Annotated in this window: 15 protein-coding genes and 1 other RNA gene; 8 read left to right on the top strand and 8 right to left on the bottom strand. The window is 63.1% G+C overall.

All coding sequences use genetic code 11. From position 1 onward, the window contains the following. From ACTHN9_RS14440 to ACTHN9_RS14430, 3 genes are all read left to right on the top strand, one after another. The coding region (locus ACTHN9_RS14440; protein ID WP_440537450.1) for a hypothetical protein at positions 1 to 247 on the top strand (247 nt) is incomplete at its 5' end. Further along, a complete protein-coding gene (locus ACTHN9_RS14435; protein WP_440537449.1) occupies positions 244 to 1,476 on the top strand; it encodes a DUF2515 family protein in 1,233 nt (410 codons plus the stop codon). The genes ACTHN9_RS14440 and ACTHN9_RS14435, both read left to right, overlap by 4 nt. 94 nt (positions 1,477 to 1,570) lie before the next feature. Beyond that, positions 1,571 to 2,413: a hypothetical protein gene (locus tag ACTHN9_RS14430; RefSeq protein WP_440537448.1), complete on the top strand. Its 843-nt coding sequence runs from the start codon at positions 1,571 to 1,573 to the stop codon at positions 2,411 to 2,413. A gap of 53 nt (positions 2,414 to 2,466) precedes the next feature. Here the strand turns inward: ACTHN9_RS14430 and ACTHN9_RS14425 are convergent, their stop codons facing one another. Genes ACTHN9_RS14425 through ACTHN9_RS14410 form a run of 4 tightly spaced genes read right to left on the bottom strand, consistent with a single transcriptional unit; the run spans position 2,467 to position 7,823 of the window. Beyond that, the gene (locus tag ACTHN9_RS14425; RefSeq protein WP_440537447.1) at positions 2,467 to 2,709 is read right to left on the bottom strand and encodes a formate dehydrogenase subunit delta; all 243 of its coding nucleotides are present in this window, start codon (positions 2,707 to 2,709) and stop codon (positions 2,467 to 2,469) included. A gap of 46 nt (positions 2,710 to 2,755) precedes the next feature. Further along, entirely contained in the window at positions 2,756 to 5,710 is a 2,955-nt protein-coding gene (gene fdhF, locus ACTHN9_RS14420; RefSeq protein ID WP_440537446.1) for a formate dehydrogenase subunit alpha, read from the bottom strand. 17 nt (positions 5,711 to 5,727) lie between these two features. After that, complete coding sequence (locus tag ACTHN9_RS14415) at positions 5,728 to 7,287, bottom strand: formate dehydrogenase beta subunit (RefSeq protein WP_440537445.1); 1,560 nt, start codon at positions 7,285 to 7,287, stop codon at positions 5,728 to 5,730. Then, on the bottom strand, positions 7,284 to 7,823 hold the full coding sequence (locus ACTHN9_RS14410) for an NAD(P)H-dependent oxidoreductase subunit E (protein ID WP_440537444.1): 540 nt from the start codon (positions 7,821 to 7,823) through the stop codon (positions 7,284 to 7,286). Before ACTHN9_RS14410 ends, ACTHN9_RS14415 begins: the two co-directional genes overlap by 4 nt. 134 nt (positions 7,824 to 7,957) lie before the next feature. On the opposite strand from ACTHN9_RS14410, the gene ACTHN9_RS14405 reads away from it, so the two are divergent. The 4 genes from ACTHN9_RS14405 to ACTHN9_RS14390 all read left to right on the top strand — a co-directional run bounded on the left by ACTHN9_RS14405 (position 7,958) and on the right by ACTHN9_RS14390 (position 14,893). Further along, entirely contained in the window at positions 7,958 to 9,058 is a 1,101-nt protein-coding gene (locus tag ACTHN9_RS14405; protein WP_440537443.1) for a substrate-binding domain-containing protein, read from the top strand. A 172-nt stretch (positions 9,059 to 9,230) separates the two neighbouring features. Beyond that, positions 9,231 to 9,497, top strand: coding sequence for a hypothetical protein (locus ACTHN9_RS14400; RefSeq protein ID WP_440537442.1), 267 nt, complete (start codon positions 9,231 to 9,233; stop codon positions 9,495 to 9,497). Between the two features lie 54 nt (positions 9,498 to 9,551). Continuing rightward, the gene (locus ACTHN9_RS14395) at positions 9,552 to 10,673 is read left to right on the top strand and encodes a Fic family protein (RefSeq protein WP_440537441.1); all 1,122 of its coding nucleotides are present in this window, start codon (positions 9,552 to 9,554) and stop codon (positions 10,671 to 10,673) included. 551 nt (positions 10,674 to 11,224) lie between these two features. Then, the gene (locus ACTHN9_RS14390) at positions 11,225 to 14,893 is read left to right on the top strand and encodes an autotransporter outer membrane beta-barrel domain-containing protein (RefSeq protein WP_440537440.1); all 3,669 of its coding nucleotides are present in this window, start codon (positions 11,225 to 11,227) and stop codon (positions 14,891 to 14,893) included. Between the two features lie 138 nt (positions 14,894 to 15,031). Here ACTHN9_RS14390 and ssrA read toward each other — a convergent pair. The 4 genes from ssrA to ompA all read right to left on the bottom strand — a co-directional run bounded on the left by ssrA (position 15,032) and on the right by ompA (position 17,871). Further along, positions 15,032 to 15,401, bottom strand: a transfer-messenger RNA (tmRNA) gene (ssrA, locus tag ACTHN9_RS14385). Positions 15,402 to 15,552: 151 nt separating this feature from the next. After that, positions 15,553 to 16,266 (bottom strand): HAD family hydrolase, encoded by a 714-nt coding sequence (locus ACTHN9_RS14380; protein ID WP_440537439.1) that lies wholly within the window; start codon positions 16,264 to 16,266, stop codon positions 15,553 to 15,555. A gap of 108 nt (positions 16,267 to 16,374) precedes the next feature. Beyond that, entirely contained in the window at positions 16,375 to 17,073 is a 699-nt protein-coding gene (gene ubiG, locus ACTHN9_RS14375; RefSeq protein ID WP_440537438.1) for a bifunctional 2-polyprenyl-6-hydroxyphenol methylase/3-demethylubiquinol 3-O-methyltransferase UbiG, read from the bottom strand. Positions 17,074 to 17,217: 144 nt separating this feature from the next. Then, positions 17,218 to 17,871, bottom strand: coding sequence for an outer membrane protein OmpA (ompA, locus tag ACTHN9_RS14370; RefSeq protein WP_440537437.1), 654 nt, complete (start codon positions 17,869 to 17,871; stop codon positions 17,218 to 17,220). Between the two features lie 508 nt (positions 17,872 to 18,379). Between ompA and ACTHN9_RS14365 the strand changes: the two genes are divergently transcribed. After that, positions 18,380 to 18,815 (top strand): DNA gyrase subunit A (locus ACTHN9_RS14365; RefSeq protein ID WP_440537436.1); only part of this gene is annotated, 436 nt, incomplete at its 3' end.

Raw genomic sequence — 18,815 nt, 5'->3', positions numbered from 1 at the left:
GATGAAGACGGATCTGAAGGGGTTCGACAAATCCGAGGGCCCTTACAACGTTCAGTACAAGTTCAGCGATGAAGCGGGCGCTGCCGTGGACGGGCTACAGCACTTCTTTCAGATGCGGAGCGATTTTGTCCGGCAGGCGGCTAGTGTCGCGGGTACGACCGCCTCGGCGCTGAGCGTAAAGAGCGAGGGCACGCGGACCAAGTTCAAGTATTCGTTGTTTCAGAGAGAGGAGTCCAACATCCGATGAGCGCGACGCGATCAACGCCAGTGGCGTTTTTTGAATCCGAGTTGCCCCATGTGGCGGGACGGCAGCTTGGCTTTGCGATGACGAGCAAAGAGCCCAATAAGTGCGTCACTTGTATCGTGACGTGCGAGGACCAGTGGTCGATCATGCAGATGGAGGCACTGGAGAAGTTGGGGGAGGAATTGGAAGGGAAAATCGGCCTCTTCCTGGTGGAGGATTGCGTGAGGCGGGCCCAGCGTACGGCGGGCAACTACGCACAACTCTTCCTGGGCGATGAGGGCACCCATAAGGAGGGCCGGTTCTATTGGCCGGGGCTAGCTGCATTTGCGGCCAAGCAGGTGGCGGACGGGATGGAGACCGCACGCAAGTTCTACAGCACCGAGTCGCGCTCGGCGTTCGAAGCGGTGCGTTACGCAGCGGCCGTGACGTATTACTACCTTGCGAAAGGAAACCTGTGGCTCTTCCTTGAAGTGGTGCCGTGGCATCTGTTTTATCGGCAGTACGGTGCAAAGTCGTTCAACCATTGCAGCGAGCGACGCAACGTCGAGACCTATGATGCGCCGGTCAAGCGGATGCTTCTCGAGCAGCCGTGGGCGACGGGGCCGTTTAAGGGTTTGCTGGATGTGCTCCGCAAACAGGTGGCGGCGGATGATTTCGATGATCCCGATTTCGGCATGCCGATAAGAGATGGCGCCGCGCTGGCGGAAGTGAATAACTGTCGGATGACTACGCATTTGAGGGAGGCGTTTGGGCACATCCAGGCGTACGAGCGGGCTGACGATTTGGATACGAAGCACGAGCGTGCGTACGACGCGGCATTGGAATCACTGAAGCACGAACAGGAACTGCACCTTCAACGAATGATTTATGACCGGCCGGAATTCCGGGATGCAATGGATAAAAATGATTTGGCGCGCGCAATCCCGGGGCTAGGTTGGCTAGTCGGTGCGACCGATCCCACGCTGTTCTTCCATGCCGAGGCCAAGGTTGACGACGAAATCTATGAACGCGATGTCGCGCCCTATGGCATCACTCGCGACGACATCGCGGCGCGGATGAAGCCGTGCGATGGGCACTTATACGACGTCAACGCGCGGATGAAGTATGTCAAGCAGATCCTTAAGAAGTACCACAAGCTTATGACTGGAGTAGTAGGGCGCGATGGCAAGCCGCCGCACCGCGAATACATCGTAGGGCAGATCAAGGTGATCGCCAGGTGGTGGGATGCGTAACCGCCTCTCGCGTTGGTGGTTCATTGTCGCCAGCGTGGTTCTGGTGGCAGCGCCTGCGCTCTCATCGCGACATTCTCTTTTACATTCGAACATCATGAATCAATCGTTAAGCATCGCAATTGGGCAGCAGGGTTCCGAAGTGGTCAGAAGTTCCCCGGTGTCGATCAACCGTAGCGGAGTGAACGGGCTGCGCATGTACGATGCGGGGACGGCGAATGAGGTCCTCGGGGCAACGGTCGTGCTAAAGGATGACTACCACACGATTACCTTCCCGCCAGTTGAGCATTTGGCATTTTATGAGGAGGGCTCGGCCGGGGAGGGCGTCGACGAGATCGAACTCGACCTTTGGCTTCCGGCCCAGCCCGAGAGTCGCACCGATGTTCGGGGGTGGTCCGAGTACGATGAGGCGGTTCGCAAGCTCGTTCAGGACACTATTAACCGCATCAACGGCGCGGGCTGGCGGCGCTGGATCAGGTTCAGTCATCCAAGGCTGTCGGGCCGAGACACGATTGCGTTCGTATCGGACTATCAAAACCGGGGTTACTCGGCGCAATGGCAGGAATCTTGGGGCATCGATCCCTCGTACCAAATGACGCGAGAAGACTGGGTCAGTCTGAGCAAGAGCGTGTCAAGGTGGTATTGGATCAAGAACGGCGCCACGATCGTGCTGTGTTATCGAAGGGATGCGCGCAGCCCCGAGATGCCAATTGTGTTCGATGAATTGTCAGTCACCATCAAGTCGGCCGATGCGGCTTCGGGCAGCTTCTACGGCCCGACCAAGGGCGACTGGAAGACCTACAAGCAATCGGAAGTGACGCGAAAGCTAGCCGCTCGCAAGAAAAGCGAAGAGGCAGCAAAAGCGGCTGGCGCCAAGATTCTCGAAGACTACAAGGACTACCCGGTGGGCGGTGTAAGGCTTCCCGACCCCGAGCAATAGGCTGCCGTGCGCACGGCAGCCCACGTCTGGTTTCGGCAGATCGCTCCCGGCACTCACGCCGTCGCTTTCGGCGTCAACGCCTCACGCGAACGTGTCAGCGCCTCGCGCACGATCGGCGACATCGCTTCGCTCGCAGCCGGATCGTCGAGCGAAGCGAGGATCGCGCGCCGCATGCGCGGCTCCCAAAAGCGCCGGATATGATCGGCGATGCTCGCGAGCGCTTCCTCGCGATCGGGCATCGACGCGAAAAAATCGCCGATCTGATTCGCCATCTCGATCAAGTGCTCGATCTTCATCGCCGCTCGTCTAGGTTCGTCTGTCTCAGGTTACCGGGTAGCGTGCTCATTTCCCGTTCGCCGCTTCCGCTAGCGACCGCTCGCGCTCGCGCAGCAACTCGAGCTGCGTTTCGTTGAAGCGTTCGTACTGTTGCTGCCACTGCGACGGCTGCGCCACCGGCTGCACCTGCACGGCCGTGACTTTGTACTCGGGGCAATTCGTCGCCCAATCCGAACTGTCCGTCGTAATGACGTTTGCCCCGGACTCGGGGAAGTGGAACGTCGTGTAGACGACGCCAGGCTGCATCCGTTCGCTCACGAGTGCGCGCAGCACGGTTTGCCCCGAACGCGATTCGATGCCGACCCAATCGCCTGTCTTGATGCCGCGTTCCTCGGCGTCGTGCGGATGCAGCTCGAGGCGATCTTCTTCGTGCCAACGCGAGTTTTCCGTGCGACGCGTCTGCGCGCCGACGTTGTACTGAGAGAGAATGCGGCCCGTGGTCAGCAAGAGCGGATAGCGTCTCGTCACTTTCTCGCGCGAGGCGACGAATTGCGTGATCACGAATTTGCCCTTGCCGCGCACGAATTCGTCCACGTGCATCGTCGGCGTGCCCTCGGGCGCTTGCTCGTTGCAGGGCCACTGCACGCTGCCGAGCCGGTCGATCAACGCATAGGACACACCATGGAACGTCGGCGTAAGCCGCGCGATCTCGTCCATGATCTCCGACGGCGTCGCATAGTCCATCTCGTAGCCGAGCGCGCGCGAGAGCATGAGCGTGACTTCCCAATCCGCAAAGCCCGCGAGCGGCGGCATGACGCGGCGCACGCGCGAGATACGGCGCTCCGCATTCGTGAACGTGCCGTCTTTTTCGAGGAACGAGGAGCCCGGCAGGAACACGTGCGCGTACTTGGCCGTTTCGTTCAGGAAGATGTCCTGCACGACGATGCATTCCATCGACGTGAGCGCGGCCGCAACATGTTGCGTGTCCGGATCGGACTGGACGATATCCTCGCCCTGGCAATAGAGCCCCTTGAAGCTGCCGTCGAGCGCCGCATCGAACATGTTGGGAATGCGCAGCCCCGGTTCGGCTTGCAGTTGCACGCCCCAAGCGGCTTCGAATTCGTGCCGTACCTCGTCGCCGCCAATATGACGGTAACCGGGCAGCTCGTGCGGGAACGAGCCCATGTCGCACGAACCTTGCACGTTGTTTTGGCCGCGCAGCGGATTGACGCCGACACCTTCGCGGCCGATGTTGCCCGTCGCCATCGCCAGATTCGCGATGCCCATGACCATCGTCGAACCTTGCGCATGCTCGGTCACGCCCAGGCCGTAGTAAATCGCCGCGTTGCCGCCCGTCGCATACAGGCGCGCCGCTTCGCGCACGAGCGTGGCCGGTACGCCGGTGATCTCGGCTGTCGCCTCCGGGGAGTTTTCAGGTTTGACGACAAACGCGCGCCATTGCTCGAATGCCAGCGGCTCGCAGCGCTCGGCGATGAACGCTTCGTTGAGCAGGCCTTCCGTCACGATCGTGTGCGCCAGTGCGTTGACGAGCGCGACGTTGGTGCCGGGGCGCAATGGCAGATGGAAGTCGGCCTTCACGTGCGGGCCGTCGACGAGATCGATGCGCCGCGGGTCGGCCACGATGAGCTTGGCGCCTTCGCGCAGGCGACGCTTGAGCCGCGAGCCGAACACCGGATGGCCGTCGGTCGGGTTGGCGCCGATGACCATGATGACATCGGCGTGGGCAACCGAGGCGAATGTTTGCGTGCCGGCCGATTCGCCGATCGTCGTTTTCAGGCCGTAGCCGGTCGGGGAATGACAGACGCGGGCACACGTATCGACGTTATTGTTGCCGAAGGCGGCGCGCACGAGCTTCTGGACGAGATAGGTTTCTTCGTTCGTGCAACGCGACGAGGTGATCCCACCGATCGAATCGCGCCCGTGCTTCGCCTGAATGCGCCGGAACTCGGACGCGGCATAAGCGATCGCTTCTTCCCAGCTCACCTCGCGCCATGGGTCGGTGATCTTGGCGCGGATCATCGGCTTCGTGATGCGGTCTTTGTGCGTGGCATAGCCCCATGCGAAGCGGCCTTTCACGCAGGCGTGGCCTTCGTTGGCTTGGCCGTTTTTGTGCGGGGTCATGCGCACGACCTGCGAGCCGTTCATCTCGGCCTTGAACGAGCAGCCGACGCCGCAATACGCGCAGGTCGTCACAACCGAGTGCTCGGGTTGGCCCGAGAACGTGACCGTTTTTTCGACGAGCGTGGCAGTTGGACAGGCGGCGACGCACGCGCCGCACGATACGCACTCCGACTCCATGAACGGTTGGCTCTGGCTTGCGGCAACGCGCGATTCGAAACCGCGGGCCGCGATCGTCAACGCGAACGTGCCCTGCGTTTCTTCGCACGCACGCACGCAGCGATTGCAGACGATGCACTTGGACGGATCGTAGGTGAAGTACGGATTCGACTCGTCCTTGGTGTCCTTCAAGTGGTTCGCACCGTCGAAGCCGTAGCGCACTTCGCGCAAGCCGACGACGCCCGCCATGTCCTGCAACTCGCAGTCGCCGTTGGCCGGGCACGTCAGACAATCGAGCGGGTGATCGGAGATGTAGAGCTCCATCACGTTGCGCCGCAGTGCTTGTAGCCGATCGCTCTGCGTACGCACGCGCATGCCCGCTTCGACGGGTGTCGTGCACGAGGCGGGATACCCGCGTTTGCCTTCGATTTCGACGAGACACAGGCGGCATGAACCGAAGGGTTCGAGCGAATCGGTCGCGCACAGTTTGGGCACGTTCACCCCGGCTTCGATCGCGGCCCGCATGACGGACGTCCCGGCGGGAACCGTGATGCTGCAGCCGTCGATTTCCAGCGTGACGTCGGTGTCGGCATGCCGGCGAGGCGTGCCGTAATCGGTATCGTCGAGGGGGCCGGCGGCGTTCGACCGGCACGCGCAGTGAGCCGAGCCGCAGCCTCCCGAATTCGTCGGGGCGGAAGGGGTACGGGCGGATGCATCGGACATGGGAGGCTCCGTCAATCTCAAGCCGCGGCCGCTTTCGGCACGGCGGGAAGACCGAAGTCTTCGGGAAAATGGTCGAGGGCGGACAGCACGGGGTAGGGCGTCATGCCGCCCATGGCGCAGAGCGAACCCGCCACCATCGTGTCGCACAAATCGCGCAGCAGCGTGACTTGCTTGTCCGACGTATCGCCTTCGCGGATGCGTGCGATGACTTCCACGCCGCGTGTCGATCCGATCCGGCACGGCGTGCATTTGCCGCACGATTCGACGGCGCAAAAGTGCATGGCGTACTGGGCGAGTTCGGCTAAGTTCGACGTGTCGTCGTGTACGACGAGCCCGCCGTGTCCGATGACGGCCCCCACTTGCGCGTAGGCCTCGTAGTCCATCGGGATGTCCCACTGGCTTTCGGGCAGATAGGTGCCGAGCGGGCCGCCGACTTGCACGGCGCGCACCGGGCGGCCGCTTGCGGTACCGCCGCCGAAGGTCTCGACGAGTTCGCGCAGCGTCACGCCGAAGGCGAGTTCGACGAGGCCGCCGCGTTTGATGTTGCCGGCCAATTGGAACGGTAGCGTGCCGCGAGAGCGGCCCATGCCGAAGTCGCGATAGAACGCCGCGCCGCGCGCGAAGATGATGGGTACCGTCGCCAGCGTGATGACATTGTTGACGACCGTAGGCTGCCCGAACAGCCCCGCCAGCGCAGGCACGGGCGGCTTCGCGCGAACGACGCCGCGTTTGCCTTCGAGCGATTCGAGCAGCGCCGTTTCCTCGCCGCAGACATAGGAGCCCGCGCCCTTGGCCACTTCGAGTTCGAACCGATGCTCGGAGGCGAGCACGCGCTCGCCGAGCCAGCCGGCCGCGCGCGCTTTGTCGATGGCTTGCTCGAGCATGGCGATCGCGTGCGGGTATTCGCTGCGCACGTAGAGGTAGCCGCGCGTGGCGCCCGTCGCGATGCCGGCGATGATCATGCCCTCGATCAGCGCGAACGGGTCGCCTTCCATGGCCAGACGGTCGGAGAAGGTGCCCGAGTCGCCCTCGTCCGCATTGCAGACGATGTATTTTTGCGCGGCCTTCGCCTCGCGGACCGTGCGCCATTTGATGCCGGCCGGAAACGCGGCGCCGCCGCGGCCGCGCAGGCCCGATTCGAGCACCGTCTCGCAGGCGGCCTCGGCGCTCATGGCGAGCGCATTCGTCAGACCCGAGAGGCCGCCGTGCGCGACGTAATCGTCGATCGACAGCGGATCGGTCAGCCCCAAGCGCGAGAACGTCAAACGCTGTTGCTGCTTCAGATAGGGGATGTCGTCGACGATACCGACCGCGCGCGGGTGCGCGCCGCCGCTCAGGAATCCGGCGTCGAAGAGCGATGCGACGTCGAGCGTCTCGACGTTGCCGTAACCGACGCGGCCTCGGTCGGTTTGTACTTCAACGAGGGGTTCGAGCCAAAGCAGTCCACGCGAGCCGTTTCGCACGAGCTGGATGTCGAGCGAACGCCGCGCCGCCTCTTGCACGATCGCCGCGGCGATCGCATCGGCGCCGAGTGCCAGGGCCGAGGAATCGCAGGGAACGAAAACACGCGTGCTCATGCGGACTCCTTCTGCTGGACGAGGTTCGACGGTGCATTGGCACAAGCCTGCTCGTACAACGCGTCGAATTTCTCGGGGGTCACTTTGACGTGCAACGCCCCGTTGATCGTCATCGAGGGCGACAACGCGCATTGACCGAGGCAGTAGACCGATTCCAGTTCGACTTCGCCGTGGCACGCCGGTGCGCCCGCGGGGCTTGCGTGAGCGGCGGCGCGAGCCGCATCGAAGCGGCACTGGGTGCGATTTTCGATGTGGCGGGCCAAGGCCTCGGTGCCCATGCTGCGGCAGGCTTCGGCGCGGCACAACGCAATCGTGACGGGCGCGGGCGGCTGCGTGCGGAAGTGGTGGTAGTACGTGATGACGCCATGCACCTCGGCGCGCGAAAGATTGAAGACGCGCGCCAGCGGCGCGACGACTTCGGGCGGGACGAAACCCGCATCGTCTTGAATGGCGTGCAGCACCGCGATCAGCGATGCGCCCGGCGAAGCATGCCGGCGAACGAGTTCGTCGGGCGCCGCGGCGCTGGAAGGTTCCAAGGTGGGGCTCCTCTTAGACTCCATCAATATGCACTTGCTCGTCATATGGCGTGCATATATGCTCGGCTTTAGCCGTTGTTTCCGAACAATAGGCGCGGGCTATGCGTTATGCAATAGGAAATCCGAGTTCATAAATGATCGAGATCAAATGCGTCGCACAATTGCTCGTACGCGACAGTGCGGGCCGCGAGGCGAGCTTGACCGACATCGTGCCGCTGCTGGCGTTGATCGACGAAACGGGCAGCATCGCACAGGCGGCCGGCGAACGGCAGTTGTCGTACCGGCACGCATGGGGTCTGTTGCGCGCGCTGGAGGCTCGGCTCGGCGGCGAGTTGATCACGAAGGCGCGAGGCAAGGGGTCGGCGCTGTCGGCGCTGGGCAAGGCCGTGGTGCAGGCGCAGCGCGCGTGTACGGAGCGGCTCGACAGCCCGTTGAAGCAACTGGAGAACGAGGTGGGGGCCGAATTGAACCGGCAGCTCGGTGTCGGCGCCACGATGCGTATTCATGCGTCGCACGGCTATGCCGTCGCGGCGCTCGTCGCACGATTGCATGCGCAGGCGGCGAATTCGGTGGATATCAAGTACCGGGAGAGCGCGGAGGCCGTCGCGGCGCTGGCACGCGGCGAATGCGATTTCGCCGGCTTTCACCTGCCGCGCGGTGCGTTTCGCGAGCTGTGCGCCGATATTTATCGGCGTTGGCTCGATCCGCGGCGTCATGTGCTCGTTTATCTGACAGCCCGCAAGCAAGGGCTGTTTCTCACGAAGGGCAATCCGAAAGGCGTGCGCGGTCTGGACGATCTCGCTCGGCCCGATGTGCGCTTCGTCAATCGCCAGCCGGGCTCCGGAACGCGGCTCCTGGTGGATCTCGCCTTGAATAGCATCGGCATCGATCCTGAGCGGATCAACGGTTATGCGTCGACCGAATTGACGCACACGGCGATCGCGGCGTTCGTGGCGAGCGGGATGGCCGATGCCGGTTTCGGTGTGGCGCCGGCTGCCTACCATTTCGGCCTCGATTTCGTGCCGGTGATCGACGAGGATTACTACTTCGCCTGCGATCGCGCGCGGCTCGCGGCGCAGCCGCTGGCATCGGCGCTTGCGGTGCTGCGCAGCGACGAATTTCGCGCGGGCGTGGCGGCGCTCGAAGGCTACGACCCGGCGCACTGCGGGGAGCTTGTCGATGTCGCGGCGGGCTTACGGGGTGTCGCGTTATCGGGGGCGGCGGATCGCGCCTAGCCGGGCGAACGGGCGGCCCAACGACGTTCGACGCTCGGCTTCGATTACGGCGGTAACCGAGCGACGACCGCGCGGCGACGGGATTAGCTGCAAGGACCGAGGGTTGTGCGTTACGCTAACGGTTCTTTCGCATTCGACCGAACTTGCCCGCGCCGGCTGGCGTGCACTCCTTATGAAATCGCTTTCGAACCTATGCGTTGGTTTTGCCGCGGCCGGCGTGCTGTCGGCGGTGGCTTCCGTCGCGTTTGCGCAGAATACCCCTGGCGTGCCGGGCGGCATCTTGCAGGACCAATTCCGGATCCAAGAGCATCCGCAGATGGAATTCGCCGCATCGGCGCCGTCGAAAAAGTACCAAACGCGTACCAGCAAGCTGCGCAAGCGCGGCGACAACGGCGATCCCGACGGCTGCAACCTGCAGTGTCCCGACGACGCTCAGTAGTGCCAATCGTGGCCCACGGTTGCGCGTGCGGAGATTAGGGTCAATAATCTCCGCATGGATTGCGGAGATTACACCTATATTTGGCAGCACGACGATTGGCCGCGTTGGCGCTACGACCTCGCGGAACTCGCGCAGCCCTTGGCCGAGGTCAGTCTCGCGCAAGGCCGTTTGCTCGGACGCTTGGCCGATGTGGGGAGCGCATTGCGGGATCAAGCGAGCTTGCACGCATTGACCGACGACGTCGTCAAGACAAGCGAAATCGAAGGCGAGCGCCTCGATGTCGGCTCCGTTCGTTCGTCGATCGCTCGTCGTTTGGGCGTCGACATTGGCGCGCTGGCTCCTGTCGATCGGCATGTCGAAGGCGTGGTCGATATGGTGATGGACGCAACGTCCAACCGCGATCGGCCGGTCACGCGCGAACGTTTATTCTCGTGGCACGGCGCCTTGTTTCCTACAGGCTATTCGGGTCTTTCGAAGATTGGTGTGGGGCATTGGCGCGACGATGCGCACGGTCCTATGCAAGTCGTTTCGGGTCCGATCGGCCGGCAGCGCGTTCACTTCGACGCGCCGCCCGCCGAATGCCTCGAGCGCGAGACAGCGCGTTTTCTGGCGTGGCTCAACGCACCTTCTCGCGAGCCACCGCTCATCAGGGCGGGCATTGGGCATCTTTGGTTCGTGACGTTGCATCCGTTCGATGACGGCAATGGCCGGATCGCTCGAGCTATCGGCGATCTGCTGTTGGCCCGTGCCGACGGCAGTCCGCAGCGCTTTTACAGCCTATCGGCGCAGATTCAGCGCGATCGCTCGGCTTACTACGCGATCTTGGAGCGCACTCAACGGAGTTCGCTCGACATCGACGACTGGCTGGCGTGGTTTCTTGCCACGCTGGCGCGTGCGGTCGCCGAAGCGCAGGTCACGCTCGACTCGGTGCTCGTCAAGGCACGCTTCTGGCAGCGTTGGGGCAGCACGCCGTTCAACGAACGGCAGGCGAAGCTGCTCAATCGGCTGCTGGACGGCTTCGAAGGAAAGCTCACGTCGAGCAAATGGGCGGCGATTGCCAAATGCTCGCCCGATACCGCATTGCGCGATATCGGCGATTTGTTGACGCGGGGCGTATTGAGGAAATCACAAGGCGGCGGGCGCAGTACAAGTTACGAGCTTGGCGATATGCCTTGAGTTGTCGGTGCGGCATCGGGTTTCTCTGCGCACGTCCGAAAGTCGAATCCATTCAATTTATTTAAGCGCGATGGGCGCGTCGAGGCTGCGCCTTTACGGCGATCGAGCGCCATGTTTTCTACATTGATCGGCAGTCTCTCGGCCAATGTTAAAAATTGCAAACTTTGACGCCAGCCGCCGCGCTTTGTCTAGACAAACGATTCGGTCTCAAGCAAAGTCATACGAATACTTGAGCCGTCTTGCCCGAATACTGGGACGCGAGAAAGTTAAGGCAAACGTTTGGCGAAGGTGCCAATTCATGCTTTCGGTGCATGCGTGCTTGCCCGCCGTCTCGGCGTCGAGCTATGCGAGATGCGCTATGCGTCATTCGACGCCGAGGCGGACACACCAATCCGGGGTGATAGGTCAACGATAAAAACTTAGTAGTCCTAATCTAATCGAGCCGCATTCGCGAAGCCTGGTTTTGGCAATCGCTTGCCTTGTACGCAAGGCGAGTCGGCGATGCCGTGCGTCGTGACAATTCGAGCATCCCTTGCTGGAGCAATATAAAAATGAATCGCATGTTTCGCGTTATCTGGTCGACTACGCTCGGCGCCTGGGTGGTCGCCTCCGAGTTGTCCGCTCAGTACGGTAAAGGCGGACGGGAAAAGGGGCGAGGCCAAGCTGTCGCGGCGGGGATCGGCGCCGCTGCGCTGGCTGCGTTCTGCTGGTCGCTGCCGGCGAGCGCGCAGGTCTGGACCGGCACCACGAGCAACGACTGGACGGTCGGCGGCAACTGGTCCACCGGCGTCGCGCCGACTGGCGGTGCGACGGTCACGATCAACGCGAACTCGCCCAATCCGACGGTGCTCGGCGTATCTGGCCCGGCAACCGCGACAATCGGTACGCTCTCGATGAGCAGCTCGCCGGCTGCGAGCCCAAACACATTCACGAGCGCGCTGACCATTCAGAACGGCAGCACGTTGACGTCCGGCGTTTCGAACATCGGTTTTTGGGATGCAGGTGCGTCTGTCACTGGCTCCGCCACGGTAACGGTGACGGGCGCGGGGTCGTCATGGTCCGCTACGAGCGTTGCACTGGGTACGGGCAAGACCAGCGGCATCACCGGCACCTCGGCGCCGGGTACGTTAAACATTGCCAATGGTGCCACGGTTAGTGTGGCGGGCGCCATCAATCTCGGGGCGAGCGGGGGTAGCGGGACGCTGAACGTAACAGGTGGCGCGACGCTCACGACGGGCAACGCAACGATGTCCGATTTCGCGCCAACCACGGTCAACACCGCCAACGTTTCCGGCGCCGGGTCGAAGTGGACGGTCGGGGGAACCTTGTCGGTCGGCACGGGCGCGGGCAACCAACCCGGCAGCAATACGTTGAACGTGACGAACGGTGGCGCCGTGGCCGCGACGGGCAATGTCACGCTCGGCGGGTTAAACCTGAGCACGACGGGAACCGGGATCGTCACGGTCACGGGCGCGGGATCGCAGTTCAGCACCGGCGGGGCACTCAACATCGGCAACTGGGGGCACGGCTCGCTGACGGTCGCCAACGGTGCGGCGGTAACGGCCAATACGGTGACGATGACAGCCGCTTCGCCGCTCGCCGCGGCCTCGACATCCACGCTTAACCTCTCGAGCAGCGGCACGCTCGCGACGCAGGCGCTGACGGCCGGAGCGGGCAGTGCGCAGGCCAACTTCGATGGCGGCACCTTGCGCGCCACGGCCAACAATGCCGCGTTTATCGGCGGCTTCACGGGCACCGAACTCAACCTTGCCGCCGGAGGACTCAGCATCGATACGAGCAGCTTCGTGGACACGGCAGCCTCGCCCTTCACGGGCGTGGGCGCGTTGACCAAACTCGGTGCCGGCACGCTGGTGCTGACCGGCAACAATGCCTACACAGGCGGCACGACGATTTCGGCGGGCACGCTGCAAATCGGTAACGGGGGCACGTCGGGTTCGATCGCGGGCAACGTGACGAACAACGGCACCCTGGCCTTCGATCGCTCGGACACGGTTGTTGATAACGGGCAGATTTCCGGGACCGGGGCAGTCAGCCAGATGGGCACGGGGACGGTGGTGCTAACTGGAAACAGCAGCTACACGGGCGGCACGACCATTTCGGCGGGCACGTTGCAACTCGGCAACGGCGGCGCGTCGGGCTCGATTGCGGGCAACGTAACGAATAATGGCACGCTGGCGTTCGACCGCTCCGATACCACCACCTATAGCGGCCAGATTTCCGGCACCGGCACCGTCAATCAGCTCGGCACGGGCACCACCGTCCTGACGGCTAACAATACCTACACGGGCGGTACCGCGCTCAATGCCGGCACGCTGCAAGTGGCCAGCGATGCGAACTTGGGCAATGCGAGCGGCACGCTCTCGTTCAATGGCGGCACCCTGCAAAACACAGCGAGCTTCGCTCAATCGCGGGCGGTGACGCTCAATGCCGGCGGGGGCACCTTCCAGACCACGGGCAATCTCACGTTGAACGGTGCGATCGGTGGCAGCGGCGCACTGACGAAGACGGATGTCGGTACCTTGCTGCTCACAGCCAACAACACGTACACCGGAGGCACGACGGTGTCGGCCGGCACGCTGATTGTCGGCGACGCTTCCCACCCGCAAGCGACAAGCGGCTCGGGGAACGTATTCGTCGCATCGGGGGCTGCCCTTGGCGGCTACGGCCAAATCGGCGGGTCTGTACAAAATAACGGCACGCTCGCGGCGGCCAATGCATTGCCGGTGTTCGCGTCGGGCTCGACGGGCACGCTGCAGATCGGCGGCTCCGTCACGAACAACGGCACGCTGGCACTCGCCGCGGCGAACGGCGCGCCGGGCAACGTTCTGCAGGTCGCCGGCAATTACACCGGCAACGGCCAGGTGGTCCTCAATACCGTGCTGAACCAAGGCGGAGCGGCGTCGCAGTCGGATCGGCTCGTCGTCGGTGGGAACGCGAGCGGCAGCACCGCAATTGCGATCAATCGATCGGGCATCGGCGCACAAACTGTCGGCGACGGCATCCAACTCGTGCGAGTCGGCGGGACGTCGGCCGCCAACAGCTTCCGCTTAGCCGGCCCTGTGCAGGCGGGCGCCTTTCAATATCTGCTATACCAGGGTGGATCGACCGATGCGAATAGCTGGTATCTGCGCTCCCAACTCGAGCAGACGAATTCGCAGACGGGCCCGTCGGCAGCCGCGAGCGGTTCCGCCACATCGGGCACAGGCGTGGTCGCGCCTGCGCCCCTCGCGTATCGTCCGGGCGTCGTCGGCTACTCGATGACACCGCTGCTCAACGCGGATTACGGTTATTCGGTGCTTGGGCGGCAGCAGGTGCGCGTTGGCGATGAGGCCAGCGCCATCGCGGCACAGCCCGCGCACGGCGATGGCCTGTGGGGGCGTATCGGTGGGCAAAACCTCGATGCTGTCGCAGGCGATCGCTTCACGGCCGACGAGCGGACCTTCTTCGCCCAATTCGGCAAGGATTGGACCCTTGCGCACGGCACGGATGGCAGCAGCACCCATGCCGGTGCGACCGTGACCTTCGGTTCGACCTCGGCATCGTTTAACGACACCTTGCGCAGCCTCACCGGCCAACTGACGAATGCGACGGGCACGGTCGAAACGCAGGCGCAGTCGCTAGGCGGTTATTGGACGCGCTATTTGTCCGATGGCAGCTATATCGACGGCGTGGGGCAATTGACTCACTATCGCAATCGGTACGGCGATGTCTTCGGGGGGAGCGCGAGCCAGAACGGCTTCGGTGGCGGCGTTTCCGGCGAGGTCGGCAAGCCGTTCGCCCTTGGCGCGACGAGTGTGGCGATCGAGCCGCAAATGCAATTGCTCTATCAATACCTGCATCTGAACGGGTTCGACGACGGCATCGCGCAGGTCGCCGCGAATTCGACCAATGGCCTACGCGGCCGTCTCGGTTTCCGGTTGTTCAGGGCGAATCTGTCGAACGATTCGAAAACCTCGACCGTGACGCCGTGGTTCACCGCGGACGTGCTGCACGATTTCCTTTCGCCTGGACAAACGAGCGTCGGGGGGACGGCCATTAACGAGCACTTGGGCAAGAGCTGGTACGAACTCGGCGTGGGCGTGACGGCCACCTTCGGCAAGCGCTCGACGCTGTATGCGGACGTCCGATACGCGCGCAATATGGGCGGCGACTATCGACGCACGGTGTTCGGGCAGGCGGGGTATCGGTTCAGCTGGTAGCGGGCGCGCCAGGACAGCATCGACGTGCGCGATTCGGCGGCTTCGGCCGTCGATCGTCGATCCGGGCGAAGCCGGAAGACCGGACGACGTCGCAAAAGAAAAACCCCGACGGCCATAGGCAATCGGGGTTTCGGTATTTGGTGGAGCCGGCGGGAATCGAACCCGCGTCCAAGAGCAGTCCACAACCAGTTCTACATGCGTAGTTCTGTCTTTTGATTTAACCGCAGCGACGCGGACGAACACGCTGCGCAACGGCGATTCACTAGATTTTCGACCTTGGCGTCGTGACGCCACCCAGGCTTAACTGACGTATATGACCTCTGGCGGTATTGCTACCGGTCTTGCGACGCTAGCCCGTCAGTGAGCTAGGCAGAGGACGGCGGCCCTTAGGCTGCCAGTGCGAACGTTTCGTCGTTTGCAGTTACGTTTTTCCCATTGATTAACGAGGTGACGGGTCCTCGGCATGCCCTGACTGCTTCATAACCCTTGTCGAAACCAGGTCGGCCCCTACAAGTGCGAACGGTGATTATCTCACAGAAGCCAACATGGTGCCCCTTGCCGGAAAAACAAGAGCGCGAGGGGGCGTGCGACGAACGAATCGTGCTCGCCCATGCGGGCCGGCGTCGAGCGCCCGATAACGCCGATTAGGCTGATTACGTTTAGCCCAGCGCGTCGAGCAAATGGGCTAGCTGCTGCGGCGAATCGACGATGTGCTGCGCGTGCCACTGCGCGGGCGGCAAATCCGCGCCGCAGTACCCGTACGCGGCGGCGACGGTGGCCATGCCGGCCGCGAAGCCCGCTTGGACATCGCGCAGGTCGTCTCCGACATACACGATTCTCCCTGGCGGTAGCGCCAAGGCTTGCGCGGCATGAAGCAGCGGCGCCGGATGCGGCTTCGAGTGCGGCGTCGTATCGCCGCTCACGACGCAGCCGGCACGCGAGGCTAGGCCGAGCTGTTCGACGAGCGGAACCGTAAGGCGGCCGACCTTATTCGTCACGATGCCCCAGCGGATGCCGCGTCCATCCAGCGCATCGAGCAGTTGCGCGATACCGGGAAACAGCGTCGTTTCGATGCACAGGTCCGCTTCGTAGTTCGCGAGGAACTCCTCGCGCATCGGCGCGAATTCCCGATCGTCGGGGCCGATGCCGAAGGCGCCGCCGAGCAGACCCCGCGCGCCAGCCGAGGCCAATGGCCGCAGTTGCTCCACGGGCACGAGTTCGAGCCCGCGGTCGCGCCGCATCTTGTTGACTGCGGCCACGAGATCGGGCGCGGTATCGGCGAGCGTTCCGTCGAGGTCGAACAGGGCGGCGCAGCATTGCGCGATCTGCGGCGCGTCGTCGTGCTGCGCCGGCTGCGAGGTGGTCTGGCTCATGAGTCTGAACAAATGGGCTGGCGAGATTGAGTCACGCGATCCGAGGCAATCGAATCGCAATCGAATCGCAAGCGACGCGCAGCGACCGCTTGCCGGGAACCTAGCCGCCTAGCTGTCGCGGCGGCAGGCGAACAAATAGTTGACGCTCGTGTCGTCCGACAAAGCGAAGTGCTTGCCCAGCGGGCGATAGGTGATGCCTTTGACTTCGACCTCTCGCAAACCGGCCGCGCGGGCGAAACCCGCGAGTTCCGAGGGGCGAATGAAGCGCGCGTAGTCGTGCGTGCCTTTCGGCAGCATTTGCGCGATGTACTCGGCGCCGATCACGGCGAGCAGATACGACTTCACGTTGCGGTTCAGCGTCGAAAAGAACACCCAGCCGCCCGGTTTGACGAGCGTTGCGCAGGCTTTCACGATCGCCGCGGGATCGGGGACGTGCTCGAGCATTTCCATGCAGGTCACGACGTCGTAGCTCGCGCTCTCGCGCGCGGCAAGCGCCTCGGCCGCGATCTCCTCGTATTCGACCGCCACGCCGCTTTCGAGGCTATGCAGATCGGCCACGCCGAGCGCCTGATTCGACAGGTCGATCCCTTTCACTTGCGCGCCGAGGCCTGCCATCGATTCGGACAGGATGCCGCCGCCGCAGCCGACATCGAGGACGCGCTTGCCCGGCAAGTGGGCATGGGCATCGATCCAGCCGAGCCGGACCGGGTTGAGTTCGTGCAAGGGTTTGAATTCGGCGTTCGGATCCCACCAACGGTGTGCGAGGTCGCTAAATTTCCGGAGCTCGTGGGGATCGGCATTCGTCATAACGGTGCGGGCAGGGGAGGCGGGGATTAGGCTGAGTATATCGAGGGTTGCGCGCTGCGGCAAAACGGGACCGCTCGACGCGGCCATCGACAGAAAAAAACCCCGCCGAAGCGGGGTTTTTCGCGATGCCGAAGCAGGTGCAGCTTACTGCTTGTTCTGCGTACCGACGACTTCGACTTCCACGCGGCGGTTCGGTGCCAGGCAGGCGATGAGCGCCTTGCGGTTCTTCTGGTAGCAGTCCGTCTTGACCGGATTGCGCTTGCCCTTGCCTTCCGTGTAGATCTTGTTGGCCGGCACACCCTTGCTGACCAAGTAAGCCTTCACGGCTTGCGCGCGGCGCAGCGACAGACGGTCGTTGTACTTGTCCGAACCGATCTTGTCGGTGTAACCCGTTGCAACGACGACTTCCACGTTCATGCCTTCGATCTTCGAGGCCAGATCGTCCAGCTTTTCCTTGCCTTCCGGCTTCAGGACAGCCTTGTCGAAGTCGAACAGCGAATCGGCTTGGTACGTCACCTTCTCGCTCGTCAGGGCCGGAGCAGCGGCAGCGGCCGGTGCGGGCGGCGTCGGAGCTTGTGCGACGAGCGCGCCGTCACACTTGGCGTTGGCCGTAGCCGGCGTCCAGAAGGCATCGCGCCAGCAAAGCTCGTTCGTGCCGTTCATCCACACGTATTCGCCCGTGCCGTTCACCCAGTTGTCGTTCGTAGCTTGTCGCGACGCCGGCACCGACTGTGCCGATGCGGATGCAGCCACGACTGCGGTAGCTGCAATGAACGCGAGCTTTGAAAATTTATTCATATTTCTCCTCTCGAAATTGAGATTACCGCAGGTTTACTGCGAGCTTGGATGACGAAGACTAGTCATACATTGCTCGAAGTATAACATTGGTGCGGCACAAAAAACCGCGACCCTGTGGACACTTCGAGCAGCGTCTAACCAAGTGCGTTGGCATTTTGCCATATCGTTCCCTTCTTACGAAAAAAAAATCCTACCGCCTCCCGCCGGCCGTTTCGATTGTGGTGCCTCAGCAACAGGAAGGCGCGGCGGGCTTTTCGGGGCGTTCGCCGGTCGCACGATGCGTGCCAGCGCAGGCGAAAAAAAACGGATGCCGCCGCCGGCAGCCATGACGCGTATCGGCGACTCGTCTTGCGTAGGCGCGTAGGGGAGTACGTGCCGCGAGCGTCGGGCGCCGATGACGGCCATGTTAGAATCGCGTGATGCCCGGCGCTTCCTGCCGGGGCTGCGGGAGTGGGTGGAAGCGGGCGCGTCGCGCCGGCTCCGCTCACGCCCGAACACGATACGGATAATGGATCAATTCGCCAAAGAGACTCTGCCGATCTCCCTCGAGGAGGAAATGCGCCGTTCGTATCTCGATTACGCGATGAGCGTGATCGTGGGGCGCGCGCTCCCCGATGTCCGGGACGGCCTGAAGCCGGTGCACCGCCGTGTGCTGTACGCGATGCACGAGCTGAACAACGACTGGAACCGCGCCTATAAGAAGTCGGCGCGTATCGTCGGCGACGTCATCGGTAAGTACCATCCGCACGGCGACACCGCGGTGTACGACACGATCGTGCGCATGGCTCAGAATTTTTCGCTGCGCTACATGCTCGTCGACGGCCAGGGCAACTTCGGCTCCCTCGACGGCGACCCCCCTGCCGCCATGCGTTACACCGAAGCCCGCATGGCCGCCCCCGCCATGGAGCTCATGGAAGACATCAAGGAAGACACCGTCGACTTCA

This window comes from Trinickia sp. (genome assembly GCF_051953405.1).
Lineage (GTDB): Bacteria > Pseudomonadota > Gammaproteobacteria > Burkholderiales > Burkholderiaceae > Trinickia.
Note: the sequence above shows the minus strand (reverse complement) of the source record. Positions and strands in the feature narration are given on the sequence as shown.